Raw genomic sequence first — 15,997 nt, 5'->3', positions numbered from 1 at the left:
TTGAACGAATGCTAGGTCTATTTTTATTCCAATACTGATTACAATTTTCCTATTTCAGGGTCATCTGTTTTGACAAGAAGCTTGCCTTTATTCGTTCCTTTGAACAAGCCAATAAATGCTTCAGGAATATTTTCAAAACCTTCGATAATTGTTTCTTCGTATTGTAGTTTCCCTTCGCTTAACCATTTTCCAAGCTGCTCAGCACCTTCAGTGGACTGGTTGCTGTAATCTCCAACAAGAAAGCCTTTTATAAGCGAGCGTGTTTTTACGAGTTTACCTTGAACACGTGGGCCGATATCAGCTTCTGTTTTGTTATATGTTGAGATAGCACCGCAAACTGGGATACGAGCAAAGTTATTTAAGTGTTGCATAACTGCATCTGAAATTTCGCCGCCAACGTTATCGAAATAAACATCTACGCCATTTGGACATGCTTTTTCAATTGCATCGGCCATATTTGTTTCTGTTTTATAATTAATCACTTCGTCAAATCCTAATTTACTTTTTAAAAGTTGGACTTTTTCATCTGTGCCAGCAATACCAATAACACGAGCACCTTGAATTTTTGCAATTTGTCCAACAATGGAACCGACAGCTCCCGCAGCTCCGGAGACAACAACTGTTTCTCCTGCTTTTGGTTTACCGATATCTAGTAATCCAAAATAGGCAGTTAAACCAGTCATGCCAAGAACTCCAAGATAAGTAGTGATAGGAGCAAGAGCAGGATCTATTTTTCTGATAGCTTTTTCATTGGCAGCCGAATATTTCTGCCAGCCGAGATTTCCGATTACGAAATCACCTTTTTCAAAATCATTAGATTTGGATTCAATGATTTCTCCAATCACTCCGCCTTCAATGACTTCTCCAATTGGAAATGGCTTAACGTAGGATTTTACATCTGACATTCGTCCCCGCATATAAGGATCGACAGATACATACAAAGTGTGGATGAGAACTTCACCATCGCTAATGGAAGGTATTTCATTGGCGATAAATGAAAAAGTATCCCCATCTGGTAGACCTTTCGGACGTTTAGCCAAAATGATTTGTTGATTTGTTTTTGTCATTGAATTCCCTCCTAAATGATGAAACGATAACTTCTGTACACAAGTACTGTATCACGCACGCGAATTGTGTTCAAAGGAACTGTTTATTGAAGCTTTTTAATTTGAAATTTACACTTGTACTATTCTTTTCTGACAAGGAAAATATTATGTGAAAATAAAAACGAAGCATTTGAACGATTGTTTTGAAGTTTGTAATTAAAATATTGCATATTTTTTTGTTAATATCTAGCGCTGTAATTGATATCACAAAAAAATACAGTTAATAGTATATACTAATAAGAAAGAAACAATCAGGAGGAATGAACAGTGGAAAAACCTCGTTTACAAACATTGTATGATCAAATAGGCCCGACTACTATTAGCGAATTGGTTCATGCTTTTTATCCAAAAGTATATAAAGATCCAAATTTAATTCCTCTTTTTGAAGGGGATATAAACGAAATCATGCGGAAACAACGAATGTTTTTGACTCAGTTTCTTGGTGGTCCACCACTTTATAGTCAAGAATTTGGTCCCCCAGCAATGAGACATCGCCATCTACCGTTTGAAGTTACACCCACTCGTGCTCAAAGCTGGCTACGCTGTATGCATGAAGCATTTGAAGAAGTTGGTTTGCATGATCACCCAGCTGGGGCAATGTTTTATGAACGATTAACACAAGTTGCAGCAATTATGGTTAATTCAGAAGAGAATAAATAGTGGTGTTGCAGCTGTTGAACGGAGGATAAAGATTGGCCACATTTTATAAAATACTAGTTTTTATACATATATTTTCCGCTATTCTCGGTATGGGTCCTGGTTTTGTTTTAAGCATGATCGCAAAATCTGCAAAAACAATGACAGAGTTACGAAATGCTTATGTTATTAAGCATCGTATCCATATGATGGTTATGATTGGTGGAATCCTTTTAGTCGTATCGGGTTTGTTAATGGGTGTAATAAATCCAAGGTTATTTCAGACTGGATGGTATGTAGTAAGTTTAACTCTCTTTTTAATTGGATTAGCAATGGGTCCTATATTGCTATCCCCAATATCTAAACCTATTAAAGCCTTATTAAACTCCCATAAGGGTGATCGAATTCCAGAAGAATATAAGCGCTTATCAAAAAAGCTAGACTTTTATGAAAACATCGGAAGTTTTATTTTCTTAGTCATCATTGTATTAATGATTTTAAAACCATTTTAAATATAAAGAATAGCAGATTAACTACTAACCTAATAATACATACATGAGTCAGCCTTTATGGTTGGCTTTTTTCTTTAAAAAAGAGTATGAGATAGTATCCAAACGACATTTCTTGCTGCTATGATTGCTTAATGAAAACATATGTTTATACATAGGTTATGCCTTTAAAAAAAAGAATGGAATTGATATGATAGAACATGAAATTAAATAATTCGAAATTGTCTACAAGTATAAAAATAAAAGTGAAGAGGGGATACGAATGAAAGTAAGAGCACTGGCCCATCGGGGTTACCCTGTGAAATATCCAGAAAACACGCTATCTGCTTATCAAGCTGCTTATGACCTTGGGTTTACACATTTGGAATTGGACGTTCATCTAAGCAAAGACGGCATTCCCATCCTCATGCACGATATAACAATTAATAGAATGACTAATGGCAAAGGGATGATTAAGGACTTTACATATGAAGAGTTAAAGCAGCTTGTTGTAGGTGAAAATGAGTACATTCCTACATTGGAAGAAGGGCTTCTGTTTGCAAAGGATAAAATGATTGTTAGTATCGAGTTGAAACAACATGGAGACCTATATCCAGGTTTGGAAGAGGCTGTGATTGAAGTCATTATTAAAACGGGCATGCTTAGTCAAGTATATGTAAATTCATTTGACCATTTTTCCGTGGAGAGGATGCGAAAGTTATCTGATGAAATAGAATTAGGTATTATCCAACATGGAGCCTCGCCGGCGGTTATTCCATTTATGAAGGAAATAAAGGCGACATATTTGTCTTTAAGAGTGGAATATCTAACAGATTATTATGTTCAACTCTGCGAGGAGGCTGGAATTACGATTGTCGTATGGCCGGTTGATACAGAAGGGCAGTTTGAAAAGATGCAACGCTATCCATCCGTACTAGGTACGACGAATAAATTAGAGTATTTCAAGGAAATGTATGAAAAGAAGTAAGCACAGAAAAATAAAGTTTAACAATTCAAAACAGGTATAGCCACAAGCCTTTTATAGATTTGCCTTTTCAAATGTGATAATATTAGCCCTTGAGAATATAGAGGACGTGATGATGTGATTAATATTAAAGAACCCGCAGCAGATCTAACGATTACGCAGCGTAAGCAAGTGATTGAAAACGATGAAGCGCCAATTAAACCGATTTACGGATTTATCGATTTTCATGAGATCCCTCGTGATAAAGGTGGTATTTTTCAGTTTTATAATGATCGTGATGAGTTATTATTCGTAGGAAAAGCACGGAAGCTTCGCCAACGCGTAAAGAAGCATTTTGAGGATTCGGTTTCTCCTATCAAAAATAATCGTGATGAGGTTAAGAGAATAACTGTTTCCTTTATTGAAGATCCGATGGAACGTGAGATTTATGAAACCTATTTAATCAATATGAAACGAGCGAAATATAATATTGATAAAGTGTTTTACCAATAGGCGAGTCGCGCCAAATGAATAGAAGTATCTTAGGGGCATTGGAAATTTATCAATGCTCTTTTTTTCATTTACATAATTCAACGCTGTTAGTGGAAAATAAAGATGAGATCTATTTAGGAGGCGAAAGTAAAATGAGAAATATAATATTGTCGTTATTTATTCCAATTTTGTTTATCTTTGCGTGGAATCAACCGGTTTTTTCACAGGAAAAAGCGGTAGCTCTTTTGGAATATGATCATGACGTTACAGGCGATGGTGTGCCTAATAAAATCACATTATATGGGATCCCATTCGATGAAAATGCGAAGTTTTATAAAAAAGTATGGGCAGAAATAGCATTACCAGATAGTAAAAAGATCAGAATTGATTATGAGGGTGGTTATGAGCCAAAGCTTGAGTTTGTTGATCTGAATCATGATGGTGTAGACGATATTCTATATTCCAGTGCAACAGGCGGTAGTGGGGGACTATATAATTATGCACTACATACTGTGAAAAATGGGGAGCTTAAAGAAATTCCGCTACCGACACCACTGGATATTGAAGGAACGTTCGAAAATGACTTTAAAGCAGTCATTAAAATACCAGGACTTAAAAATCCAGTGATATTGGACCTTAGCAGTCGAAAAGAGGAATATATTTCATTAGGCTTGTTTCAAAAGAACGGCATGTTAAATGAGGCTACTGAGTTAATGATTGATCCCATTGCATTTTTCAAAATAGTAAAGATCGAGAATAAAAAAGGATTTGGACTGAAGAGTTTTAGGCAAGTTAGTGGCGCTTATCATGCGGATGGACTAGGGACTGTAGAAGCCAGGTGGTATTATGAGAACGGAAACTGGAGTCTAGTTGATGTGAAGTGGAATGGTGATAAATAAATACTACTGTCCGCTTTATGGGATATCCTACCTGTGATAAAATAAACCTAAGACAAGCATCACAAAAAAGGGTGGGATTATTATAGATATCGCAGCATTATCCATGGCACTTAGCCAAGGTAAGATTCAGCAGCAAGCATCGCTTTCTGTTATGCAAATGGCAAAGGGAACTGTACAGCAGCAAGGAGACGCACTGGTGAATCTGCTAAGTTCAACAAATTTATCAGCTATACAGCACGCTGCACAGCCACATCTAGGTGGAAGTGTTGATATTAAAATATAAATATTATTGAGGTAGCATCAAAAAATACTGTCCTAATATCAGTTACACACTGATAAATAGGACAGTATTTTTTACTGAGCTTTTATTTTCTTAGGCCAGATAAAGTAGCTGGCACTAATAAGAAAGTCGATACCTAAGGCAAGTGACCAAATTTTCACCATGCCTGCTAATGCTTCTGTCTGATTGGTATTATCAATATAAAGAATGAGACCAATTAATATTGTAATACCAATTAAGTAAGCAGCAACATGTCTCAACCAACCGATGATGCCATGATTGGCGTGCTCAAGGCCATATCGTTTCATTGGTTTTGGTCCCTGTTTTGTCACATAGTAAAGGAATCTTTCATCAGCCCACTGGATCATACTTTTACCAAATGCAATCGAGACACCGATATACACTGCTGCTATGGCATGCGCTTGGGTTGCGGTAGCGCCGCGCTGCAAATCCATGCTCGTGATGACAAGGAGAATTAAATCAATGACTGGAGTTAAGGCGAGTAGAAAAAGTCCGAGTTTTTTCTTTTTGAATATATATCTAGTTAATAGGCCCCCTAGGATCACGACCCAAAATCCTATTTCACATGCGATAATCATCCATGCAACTACACTCATCAGTATTCGCACTCCTTTAATAATACAAATGTGTTATTAAGGAATATTTTATCATTAATGTTTTTATAACACAACTGTGTTTTTTAAAATTGCAGAAGAAATTTATTATTGATAAAATAGAAGTATGCCAAAAATTATTGATCATGAAAAACGTAAAATACAAATTGCTGAGGCAACTTGGCGGGTTATTCTAGAACGAGGGATGGAAGGAGCGACAGTGCGAAATATTGCTAAGGAAGCTAGTTTGTCGACGGGTGCATTGCGTCATTATTTTTCTACCCAGGATGACTTACTTATGTTTGCGATGAACCTTGTCAAAGAAAATGCCAAGGCAAGAATTGAAAAGATGGCCCAACAAGATTTGCCTGCAAAAGAATTAATTTTGAATATATTGCTTGAAATGATTCCAACGAATAATGAAACCTTGGCGGAAATGGAAGTATGGTTCGCTTTTACTGCGCATTTTATGCATAATAAATCATTGTTTGATGCCAATCATGATGGGATTCTGGAGGGAATGTACAAGTTAATTAACTCACTAGAACATTTTCAAATGTTGAAAAATGATATAGATATAGATATAGAAGTAGAGAAATTGTATGCATTGGTTGACGGACTCGCACTTCATGCAATGCTCGAGCCGAAACGCATAGATAAGGAAAGGATTCAGCGAGTGCTCTCCAGTCATATCCAATCGATTTGTGATTGAGTGCCAGGCACCACCCGGCTTTTGTCGAGTGCTGTCGGTTGTAGAGTTATTGATCATAGCGGTTTTCATAACTGTAATCTGCTATTCATATTCTGTTCATATTAGCTCCCTATACTAAAAATATAAGTAAATGATAATGATTTATTATATATAGATAGGGGAGAAGTTTTATGAATGGAAGAAGTTTATTGCTTATTAGAATTTCAGCTCTATTTTCAGTAATTGGGGCAGTATTAGGTGCGCATATGGCTGGTTCGGGTTCCTATGCATTTCGTCCGATCCACGCTCATATACTTGTTCTTGGCTGGCTAACCCTTTTTGCTTGGGGGGTATATTATGAGATTTTTAATATCAAGTCGAAGAAAATTGCGCTATGGCAAACATGGACTGCAATAGTTGGTGCATCAGGATTAACGATAGGGATGTGGCTTAATTTCCTTAAGCCTTTTAATTTACCAGATGGTGTTTCCTTGGTCTTTTATATCGGCGGAGGCGTGATCATATTAATTAGTTTCGTTTTATTTTTCATTACAACATTTTTTATAGAAAAAAAGTCTAGTAAATAATGATATGAAAAAGGGGAGGGCAAAAAGTCATATACTTGGCTTTTTAGGAGCCCTCTCCATTTTATTCTCATCGCGAAAAAGGCACGACCTGGTCATTGAACGCATATCAAATGCCCCTCCCTGCGAAAAAAGCAGGACTAAGGTAAATCGAACGTCATTCGAATGCCCCTCCCTGGGAAAAAACAGAACTAAGGTAAATCGAACGTCATTCGAATGCCCTTCCGTGCAAAAAAAGCAGGGCTAAGGTAAATCGAACGTCATTCGAATGCCCTTCCCTGCAAAAAAAGCAGAACTAAGGTAAATCGAACGTCATTCGAATGCCCTTCCCTGCAAAAAAAGCAGAACTAAGGTAAATCGAACGTCATTCGAATGCCCCTCCCTGCAAAAAAAGGAGGACTAAGGTAAATCGAACGTCATTCGAATGCCCCTCCCTGCGAAAAAAGCAGGACTAAGGTAAATCGAACGTCTGCCGAATGCCCTTCCCTGCAAAAAAAGCAGGGCTAAGGTAAATCGAACGTCATTCGAATGCCCTTCCCTGCAAAAAAAGCAGAACTAAGGTAAATCGAGCGCCCCACTCCAATCAACTTACATTTTTTTAAAATCTGAGCAAGATGAAAAATCAGCATAAAGCCGTTTTAACGATTTTCTTACTTATTTTCGGACAGCCCTTTTCTTTTTTTACATAAAAATAAAAGCAACGGAATACGATTAACTTTCCATGCTACAATAGGAATAGTATTTTTCAGGGATGAGTGATTTAATTCCTTGATTTTAAAGAGAAAAGGAGTTTTACCAATGATTAAAAATGCGGCAACACTTAAAAATATGACACCGACGTATGATCCATGGGAAGCATATTTGGATGTGGATGAGCATAGCAAATTAACCTTATCAAATATTGAATTTACGACAACATATTTGTGTAATATGCGTTGTGAGCATTGTGCAGTAGGATATATGCTCCAACATAAAGACCCAGATGCATTGCCAATAGACATGCTAATTGGGCGACTAGATGAAATTTCCCATTTACGTGCTTTAAGTATTACTGGTGGAGAGCCGATGTTTTCAAAAAAATCAGTGGAGCACTATGTGCTACCATTATTAAAATATGCTCATGGACGCGGTGTGCGGACACAGATGAATTCCAACTTGACGCTACCGTTAGATCGTTATTTGTTAATTGCACCATATTTGGATGTATTACATATTTCACATAATTGGGGAACAGTCGATGATTTTATTGATGGTGGATTTGCGAATATGGAGCGGAAGCCACCACACGAACGCCGGGCACAACAATTTGAGCGGATGATTGAAAATAGTCAGGCGCTATCTGAGGCAGGAGTGATGGTATCAGCGGAAACGATGCTTAATAAACGAACTCTTCCACATCTTGCGCATATCCATAAGCAGGTTGTAGAAGAGATGAAATGTGCACGTCATGAAATTCATCCGATGTATCCAAGTGACTTTGCTGCTAATCTCGAGGTGCTATCTTTAGAAGAAACGAGAACGGCCATTCATCATATTTTGGATATACGGAATAAGGATGTCTGGATGTTATTTGGGACGTTGCCATTTTATCCGTGTAATGAGAATCAGGATGATCTTGACTTACAGAAAAGAATTTTTAACAGTAAAAATGTGTCCGTCCGTAATGATCCAGATGGGAGATCGCGTTTAAATGTAAATATATTTACTGGCGATGTGATCGTCGCTGACTTTGGTGATCTGCCACCACTTGGAAACATTAACACGGAATCACTTCCGTCGATGTTTGATCGTTGGCTAGATCAACCTATGGCAAAAGAGCTAAACTGTCATTGTCCAGCGGTTCGGTGTCTTGGACCGAACCTTTTAGTGAAAAATGCATATTATCCAGAAGCAGATTTTCAGCAAAGGCAAGCGAAGATTAGTCGGTGAACTCGTTTCAGCAAGCTGAAACATCGTGGAATAAGGTGAGGATTCTACCGACATTATTGGTGAATCCTACCTATTCACTTAGAAAGATCGCAAAAAAATTTCCATTTGTCTTTGAGATGCACCCATGACCAATAGAATCAATAGAAAATAGCCCGTAACAAAAGGCAGATACTATCACAAAAATGAAAAATATATATATATAAAGAAGAACTGCGAGGAGTCAATTTCCAGGCAGTTCTTCTTTTTATAGAAGATGAATCAACTTCTAAATTTATTTAGTTCGCAAGTCCAACCATTTCACTTCATCGGAAGTTAAGACAATTTCTGTCGCTTCTTTACAAGAAACCATTTCTATACTATTTTGTGGTCCAATAATAGCAGCTGTTGGGAATGATTGATTTAATACGTAAGCTAAGCTAATTTGGATCGTTTCCACGCCTTTTTCTTTAGCTAATAGTTCAGCTCTACGGTAGCGCTCCCAATTTTCATCGTTATAGAAAACGCGGACAAGATCTTCGTTGGATCGATCTTCAGGAGTAAATCTTCCTGTGAAAAATCCTCTTGCTTGTGATGACCATGAGAAAATAGGTAGGCCTGTTTCTTCATGCCAAGCAAGTGTTTCATTATCTACTGAAATGCAATCAGTCCAATAAGGTTCGATCGCTTTTGCCAAGCTTAAGTTGGGACTACTGTAGGTGAAGCCAATTAAACCATGTTGGACAGCATAATCATTTGCTTCCTGAAGTCTTTCTTTTGACCAATTCGAACCACCGAATGCACCAATACGTCCAGCTTCGACGTGTTCATTTAAGATTTCCAGAATTTCGCCGACAGGAACACTAGGGTCATCGCGATGTAGTGCGTACAAATCTATATAATCTGTTCGCAGTCTTTCTAAACTTGCTTCTAGTTCTGCGTTTATTGCTTGTCTATTTACACGAGGACCATCTTGGTTTGGATGACCGCCTTTTGTTAAAATGAGTACATCGTCACGGCGTTTGTTTTCTTCCATCCAAATACCAATTGCTTCTTCACTTTTTCCACCAGCATAAATATAAGCCGTATCGATCGTATTTCCGCCAATTTCAATATAATCGTTTAATACTTCTGTCACCTTATCAATAATGTCTGGAGAAAAGTAATCCGTCCCCATAATTAGTTCAGATACTGGTTTTTTTATATTTTTAAGTTGAATATTGCGCATTTAATTTTCCTCCTTTTCATTTAAAATAATTCTTTCTTGTGTTTCAGCTGAAAGAAGTGCACCTTTTACAGCTTTCATATTATTTACGATATCTTCCGACGAAAATCTAGTTGCCTTACCATCAAGTATACTTTCTGCAAAAGAATCAGCTTGCAGTGCATACGGATTGATATTTTCTACTTGAATGGTTGTCACTTCGTCGCCTTTGATGATGTCGTATGATTGGTCCCCAAGGAATGCGGCCTTCATGACGATTCGTCCTTCTGTACCAAGAATCTCCAATTCATTACGGAATGCTGCCCACATTGCGCAGTCAAATGTTAATGCTACTCCATTAGAAAATTCCATTATTCCTGCGGCCATCATATCTACGTCGCCATGTTCAGGAGAGAACAATGCGTGAGCCGTTACAGCAGTAGGTTCTTCATCTAGTATCAGTCTTGCAGCACTAATAGGATAGCAGCCTACATCATAAATCGAGCCACCGCCCCATTCTTTTGTGTAGCGGATATTCCCTGAATTTGCTGCACCATTAAATGAAAATACGCCATGAATCCCGCGGATCTCACCAATTTCTCCGTCTCTAATGAGATTTTTAATATCTTCATATCGCTGTTGATGACGGTACATATAAGCTTCCGCCAAAATGACTCCAGCTTTTTCACAGGCGTCGACCATTTCCTGTGCTTCCACCTCATCTAGTGCAATTGGCTTTTCGCACAGTATATGTTTACCTGCAGCAGCGGCCTTTAGTGTCCACTCTATATGTAAATGGTTTGGAAGTGGTATGTAAACGGCATCAATTTCTGGATCCGCTAACAATTCTTCATAGCTGCCATACGCTTTAGGAATATTGAGTTCCTTAGCAAATTGTTCTGCATTTTCTAGCGATCTACTAGCAACTGCTGCGACTATATTTCGTTTAGATTCTTGAATTCCTGGTATGACAGAGCGTTGTCCAATACTTGCAGTACTTATAATTCCCCATCTTACTTTTTGTTCGGACATATGTGGTAGCCTCCTAATTTTATGTACTATATTTATATTATGATAGATTTTTCATATTGGCTAGTAAACAATTCTTTTTATTTGAAAATAAATAAGTAATCGAAAAATAGAGCAAACTCACTGACGGAAAATATCAGTAAATTTGCTTATTAATCCTTTATTATCAAACAAACTTTGGAATCCAGTCTCCATGTGCTTCAATCAAATCATCACATAATGAAACAATATCATCCATAGATAGCTCTGCCGAAGTGTGAGGGTCGAGCATTGCAGCTTGATAAATATGCTCCTTTTTGCCAGTTACAGCTGCTTCGATTGTTAATAGTTGTGTGTTGATGTTTGTTCTATTAAGGGCAGCGAGTTGTTCTGGTAAATCACCAACATATGTCGGTGTAACACCGCTACTATCAACGAGGCATGGTACCTCTACAACAGCATTCTCAGGTAGATTGCTAATTAATCTTCCTGTGTTCAGGACATTACCACCAATTTTGAAAGGAATATTTGTTTCCATTGCTTCAATAATATATGAGCCATATTCATGAGAGCGACTGTGCGTTAAGTCTTTATTATTGACCATGTCCTCGCGCATCTGTTTCCAACCAGCAATTTGGTTGACGCATCTACGTGGATATTCGTCAAGTGGAATATTGAATTTCTCGATTAGTTCAGGGTAATTCTTTTTAATGAAATATGGATGATATTCCGCGTTATGCTCAGATGATTCCGTTATGTAATAACCGAATCGATTCATTAATTCAAATCTCACCATATCGTGATGCTTCGTCTTCTGTTTTTCAGCAGCTCGTTTTTTAATTTCTGGATATAAGTCTTTACCATCTCGTGTGATTTCAAGCAACCATGCCATATGATTGATACCGGCAATTTTCCACTGGACATTGTCAGTAGGCATATCGAGCGATTTAAGTAATTCGGGAGCACAAGCTTGGACACTATGGCAGAGGCCGACTGTTTTGATCCCGCCGTAACGTAGCATCGTTCCAGTTAATACTGCCATCGGGTTAGTATAATTTAAGAACCATGCGTCAGGGCACACTTCTTGCATGTCTTTTGCAAAATCAAGCATAACAGGAATCGTTCTTAGGTTTCTAAAAATACCACCTATTCCAACCGTATCAGCAATTGTTTGTCGAAGTCCGTATTTTTTCGGTATCTCAAAATCAGTGATCGTACAAGGATCATATCCACCGACCTGAATCGCATTGATAACGTATTTAGCGCCTCTTAATGCTTCTTTACGATCTGTATATGCTTTAATATTTACAGTTGATTGCATACCATTTTTCATATTGTTTAACATATTCTCTGAATCTGCTAATCTTTCGTGATCAATATCGAATAAAGCGAATTCAAAATCTTGTAAGCTTGGTACTGTCATACAATCTCCGAGCACGTTTTTTGCGAATACTGTACTTCCGGCACCAAGAAATGTTATTTTTGCCATGATATATTCCCTCCATAGTAAATAATTGCTTGAATTAACTTTATGATATATCCTAGTGTAAGCTCTTTCAATGGTAAAATTGAATGAAAGGGGGGTAATATATTGCTTACTAAGAATGAAGAGTTTGAAGCTTTTGGTTTTCGGTTTTCAGGTGAGCATCAAAATGAAGTTTCAGGAGTTTATTCTATAGGGTGGGAAAGAAAGTCTACACAGGATTACGACTATGATGGAATGACAAGAAATGAATATGGTAAATGTGTCTTTCAATATACGTTTTCTGGGGCAGGAAAAATAGATGTCGATGGAAAAGAATACTCTTTGACGGCAGGACAAGCTTTTCTCGTACAAATTCCGAGTAAGCATCGATATTATTTGCCAGCTGATAGTGAACATTGGGAATTTATGTTCATTACTCTGTATGGAAAAGAAGCGGTTAAGGCATTCGATTTTATTAATAGTAAACTCGGATATGTTATCCAGTTCAATCCGGAATCGTCGCCAATTAAGTTATTAATGAGTATTTTTCAAGAGGCGATCAATAGGAATATTACAGATGCGTATGAGTCATCTGCAATGGCCTACTCCTTTATTATGGAGCTTTACCGCTATGCATTAAATATCGGTGTATCGACGGAAAAGTGGCCGGAGCAAGTGGAAAAGGCCATTTTATTTGCTAAAAAATATTATTCTGATCAAATAGGTTTGGGAGATTTGGTTATTGCATCGGGACTTTCTAAATATCATTTTACAAGACTTTTTCATAGAACGACAAACTTAACTCCTGTTCAATATTTAACGAAAATTCGTATTGATAAAGCGATTGAGCTACTAAGGATGACGAATCATTCTATTGACGATATTGCGAGAATGGTGGGCTATTCAACTGGTAATTACTTCATTAAAGTTTTTAACAAGCGAATAGGTATGTCTCCTGGCCAATTTCGTGAAAGCAAATACACAGTGCCTGTCGATCACATCATGACAGACTAATCATTTGGCTGTGCCAGGTCCAATCGTTACTCACTTTATCCTAGTTCTAAAGTGTTGACTTTGATAAAACCTTCTGGATAGGTTGTATGAATGGAAGTTGACAAGTAAAATTGTAATAATGTCGCTAGTCATGGGAAAATATGTCTGTTTTACAAACGTGCAATCTGATTGAGCTTCCCTTGTAAAAAAATGAGGTGTAGTTTATGGGTGTAGTTAAAAATACTAGAGTGAAAGCTGTAGATTTTTTTCAAGTATTTTTCGAAAGTATCGAAATTTTTCGGGGGTTGTTGGGTGTAGCATATATTCAGCCGCTGGAACTTCAACAGGAAAAAATAAAAGAACAATACCAAAAAATATGGAATACAGCTGAACATGATGTACATACATTTGAAAAAATAGAAAAGCTGGAAGAGATAGCTCGTATTGCAGTTTCAGCATTTAATCTCATTGATCAGTTGGAATGGACGATTATACAAAACATAGATGTTGCTAAGAAAAATCAGTTTAGCAGTCAGCATAGGCAATTGCTTATCCGACTTGAACAATTAGGTATTGAGGAAATTTCAGTATATGGGCAGGAATTCGATGGTGATTTTATGGAATCGCTTGGAGCGATAACAAACGAGGAAATAATAGAAGAAATCCCTTCCTATCATGTTGCATATGTATTTCGTCGAGCTTTTAAGCTAAAGGAAAGCGGAAAGGTGATACAAGATGCACTTGTAAAGACAATAATTTGAAACCTCAATGGTTAAGGAGTGTAATAGATGGCGGTAATTGGAATAGATCTTGGTACAACAAACTCTGCGATGGCAATCTATCGTAATGGACGTAGCGAAATCGTGTTAAATGGAAGTGACCAACGAACGACTCCTTCAGTTTATCAATTAAAGCCTAATGGCGAGGAAATCATTGGTTCTTCGGCAAAAAAAGGTGCATTATCATTACCTAGGCACACAGTAATGGAAGTAAAGCGTTTAATGGGAAAAGATGAGCAAATAACAGTTGGCGAGCGCAAATACCGTCCAGAAGAAATTTCTTCAAAAATATTAGCTTATTTTAAAAAGAGTGCTGAAGAAAAATTAAGAGAAGAAGTGACAGAAGCGGTTGTTACTGTCCCTGCTTATTTTTCAGATGCACAGCGTAAAGCAACAAAAATCGCTGGAGAATTGGCAGGACTGAAGGTAGAACGGATTATTAATGAGCCAACTGCAGCAGCATTAGCATATTGTCATGAGCATATGGATAAAAATCAGCATGTGCTTGTCTACGATCTGGGAGGTGGAACATTTGATGTCTCCATCGTTGAATTATTTGAAGGTGTAGTTGAAGTAAAGGCCAGTGCTGGGGATAATTTCCTCGGTGGAACAGATTTTGATGAAGCAATAATGAATATGATAAAAGCTGATTTTACTAGCGAAAAAGGCTATGCAATAGATGAAGTAGCTTTTGATAGTGACATGCTCTATTTTATGCTAAAGGAAGCTGCAGAAAACGCAAAAATTGACTTGTCTACTCAATTAGAAACGGAAATAATGCTGCCACTGATTGGAATGCGAGACAATGTGCCTGTTAGTCATCAAATGAAAGTAACTAGATCAAGATTTGAAGATGTTATTCGCGACCAAGTAAATTCTACTTTAGATAAAATCAATCTAGCATTAAGTGATGCCGATTTAGTAGCTGAAGATATTAGCGAAATCCTTATGGTCGGTGGTAGTACACGTATTCCACTTGTACGCGAAAGCATGGAGCGAGAATTTAAGAAAACAGTTAGGACAGATTTAAATCCGGATGAGGTCGTTGCGATTGGTGCGGCTGTGCAAGCAGCAATAAAAAGTGGCGAGATCGATTCCACAACCGGTTTGATGGCGATTGATGTTTGTCCATATACACTTGGTACTGAAGTGAATTTACATGTTAATGGTCGAATGATGGACGGATTTTTTGATCCGATTATTCATCGAAATAGTACAATCCCTGTTTCTGAAACAAAGCTTTACTATACTGCAAATGATTATCAGGAAGTGGTAGATGTTAGCGTTTATCAAGGGGAGGGGCGGTTTATTAGTGAGACAGAACTAGTATCCGATGATCTAAAGCTTGATGGTATTCCCCGCGACCTTGCTGGACGGCAATCTCTTGAAGTAACCTTCAATTATGATATTAATGGTTTGATTCAAGTGGACGCAAAGATTTTAAGTACAGGTAAAAAGGTAACACAAGTAATTCAATACCAACCAGGGGTTATGTCTGATAAAGAAATCGATCAATCGTTTGCTCGTTTGGAAAATGAGCGTGTTGATTCGGAACTACTAGCTAGTGTACATGCGCTAACATTACAGGCAAAACGAAAGATGGAACATAATTCACCAGAAAAGAACGAAATAATCGGCGGATTACTTACTGCTTTAACTCATGCGATCGAAACGGGAAATATCGTTTTAATCAAAAAGCTTGAGCAGCAATTATCTTCACTTCTCTAGGTAAAGATAAGGTAGAGCATTTAATTTTTAATAGAAATCACATTTTATAGTTAAAGAATAGTGTTGAGCCAAAAATCAACTGTAATATAAAACACATAGCCAATGTTAGGATTATGCAAAAAGGACGCTTGTGCTTTTCTAAATTATATTTTATTGATAGG

At 37.4% G+C, this 15,997-nt stretch carries 17 protein-coding genes; 12 read left to right on the top strand and 5 right to left on the bottom strand.

The genetic code is table 11. The features are described 5' to 3' along the window. Nucleotides 1-38: 38 nt before the first annotated feature. Complete coding sequence (locus tag MHB53_RS11310; protein ID WP_340918224.1) at nucleotides 39-1,067, bottom strand: NADP-dependent oxidoreductase; 1,029 nt, start codon at nucleotides 1,065-1,067, stop codon at nucleotides 39-41. Nucleotides 1,068-1,373: 306 nt separating this feature from the next. On the opposite strand from MHB53_RS11310, the gene MHB53_RS11305 reads away from it, so the two are divergent. From MHB53_RS11305 to MHB53_RS11280, 6 genes are all read left to right on the top strand, one after another. Next, entirely contained in the window at nucleotides 1,374-1,766 is a 393-nt protein-coding gene (locus MHB53_RS11305; RefSeq protein WP_340918221.1) for a globin domain-containing protein, read from the top strand. Between the two features lie 32 nt (nucleotides 1,767-1,798). Next, nucleotides 1,799-2,254, top strand: coding sequence for a DUF2269 family protein (locus tag MHB53_RS11300; RefSeq protein ID WP_340918219.1), 456 nt, complete (start codon nucleotides 1,799-1,801; stop codon nucleotides 2,252-2,254). A 259-nt stretch (nucleotides 2,255-2,513) separates the two neighbouring features. Further along, nucleotides 2,514-3,218, top strand: a complete 705-nt coding sequence (locus MHB53_RS11295; RefSeq protein WP_340918217.1) for a glycerophosphodiester phosphodiesterase — start codon at nucleotides 2,514-2,516, stop codon at nucleotides 3,216-3,218. Between the two features lie 114 nt (nucleotides 3,219-3,332). Then, complete coding sequence (locus tag MHB53_RS11290) at nucleotides 3,333-3,707, top strand: nucleotide excision repair endonuclease (protein ID WP_340918214.1); 375 nt, start codon at nucleotides 3,333-3,335, stop codon at nucleotides 3,705-3,707. A gap of 131 nt (nucleotides 3,708-3,838) precedes the next feature. After that, nucleotides 3,839-4,585, top strand: coding sequence for a hypothetical protein (locus MHB53_RS11285; RefSeq protein ID WP_340918211.1), 747 nt, complete (start codon nucleotides 3,839-3,841; stop codon nucleotides 4,583-4,585). A 103-nt stretch (nucleotides 4,586-4,688) separates the two neighbouring features. Beyond that, nucleotides 4,689-4,868, top strand: a complete 180-nt coding sequence (locus MHB53_RS11280) for a YjfB family protein (RefSeq protein WP_445661426.1) — start codon at nucleotides 4,689-4,691, stop codon at nucleotides 4,866-4,868. A 71-nt stretch (nucleotides 4,869-4,939) separates the two neighbouring features. Here MHB53_RS11280 and MHB53_RS11275 read toward each other — a convergent pair whose 3' ends face one another. Beyond that, complete coding sequence (locus tag MHB53_RS11275; RefSeq protein ID WP_340918209.1) at nucleotides 4,940-5,482, bottom strand: hypothetical protein; 543 nt, start codon at nucleotides 5,480-5,482, stop codon at nucleotides 4,940-4,942. 124 nt (nucleotides 5,483-5,606) lie between these two features. On the opposite strand from MHB53_RS11275, the gene MHB53_RS11270 reads away from it, so the two are divergent. From MHB53_RS11270 to yfkAB, 3 genes are all read left to right on the top strand, one after another. Beyond that, on the top strand, nucleotides 5,607-6,191 hold the full coding sequence (locus MHB53_RS11270) for a TetR/AcrR family transcriptional regulator (protein WP_340918207.1): 585 nt from the start codon (nucleotides 5,607-5,609) through the stop codon (nucleotides 6,189-6,191). Nucleotides 6,192-6,361: 170 nt separating this feature from the next. Continuing rightward, complete coding sequence (locus MHB53_RS11265) at nucleotides 6,362-6,757, top strand: hypothetical protein (protein ID WP_340918205.1); 396 nt, start codon at nucleotides 6,362-6,364, stop codon at nucleotides 6,755-6,757. Between the two features lie 795 nt (nucleotides 6,758-7,552). Then, the gene (gene yfkAB, locus MHB53_RS11260; protein ID WP_340918203.1) at nucleotides 7,553-8,683 is read left to right on the top strand and encodes a radical SAM/CxCxxxxC motif protein YfkAB; all 1,131 of its coding nucleotides are present in this window, start codon (nucleotides 7,553-7,555) and stop codon (nucleotides 8,681-8,683) included. A gap of 271 nt (nucleotides 8,684-8,954) precedes the next feature. Here the strand turns inward: yfkAB and MHB53_RS11255 are convergent, their stop codons facing one another. The 3 genes from MHB53_RS11255 to MHB53_RS11245 all read right to left on the bottom strand — a co-directional run bounded on the left by MHB53_RS11255 (nucleotide 8,955) and on the right by MHB53_RS11245 (nucleotide 12,360). Next, on the bottom strand, nucleotides 8,955-9,887 hold the full coding sequence (locus MHB53_RS11255) for an aldo/keto reductase (protein WP_340918201.1): 933 nt from the start codon (nucleotides 9,885-9,887) through the stop codon (nucleotides 8,955-8,957). After that, nucleotides 9,888-10,895, bottom strand: coding sequence for a Gfo/Idh/MocA family protein (locus MHB53_RS11250; protein ID WP_340918199.1), 1,008 nt, complete (start codon nucleotides 10,893-10,895; stop codon nucleotides 9,888-9,890). Between the two features lie 163 nt (nucleotides 10,896-11,058). After that, nucleotides 11,059-12,360, bottom strand: coding sequence for an alpha-glucosidase/alpha-galactosidase (locus MHB53_RS11245; RefSeq protein ID WP_340918198.1), 1,302 nt, complete (start codon nucleotides 12,358-12,360; stop codon nucleotides 11,059-11,061). Between the two features lie 102 nt (nucleotides 12,361-12,462). Here MHB53_RS11245 and MHB53_RS11240 point away from each other — a divergent pair, with 102 nt between their 5' ends. From MHB53_RS11240 to MHB53_RS11230, 3 genes are all read left to right on the top strand, one after another. Then, nucleotides 12,463-13,350: an AraC family transcriptional regulator gene (locus tag MHB53_RS11240; RefSeq protein ID WP_340918196.1), complete on the top strand. Its 888-nt coding sequence runs from the start codon at nucleotides 12,463-12,465 to the stop codon at nucleotides 13,348-13,350. 203 nt (nucleotides 13,351-13,553) lie between these two features. Further along, nucleotides 13,554-14,090, top strand: coding sequence for a nucleotide exchange factor GrpE (gene grpE, locus MHB53_RS11235; RefSeq protein ID WP_340918193.1), 537 nt, complete (start codon nucleotides 13,554-13,556; stop codon nucleotides 14,088-14,090). A 27-nt stretch (nucleotides 14,091-14,117) separates the two neighbouring features. Then, nucleotides 14,118-15,836 carry an Hsp70 family protein gene (locus MHB53_RS11230; RefSeq protein ID WP_340918191.1) on the top strand — a complete coding sequence of 573 codons (1,719 nt, stop codon included), beginning with the start codon at nucleotides 14,118-14,120 and terminating at the stop codon, nucleotides 15,834-15,836. Nucleotides 15,837-15,997 lie beyond the last annotated feature (161 nt).

This window comes from Bacillus sp. FSL K6-3431 (assembly GCF_038002605.1).
GTDB lineage: Bacteria > Bacillota > Bacilli > Bacillales > Bacillaceae_C > Lederbergia.
The sequence above is the reverse complement of the archived record's forward strand: the minus strand, read 5'-3'. Positions and strand labels throughout refer to the sequence as shown.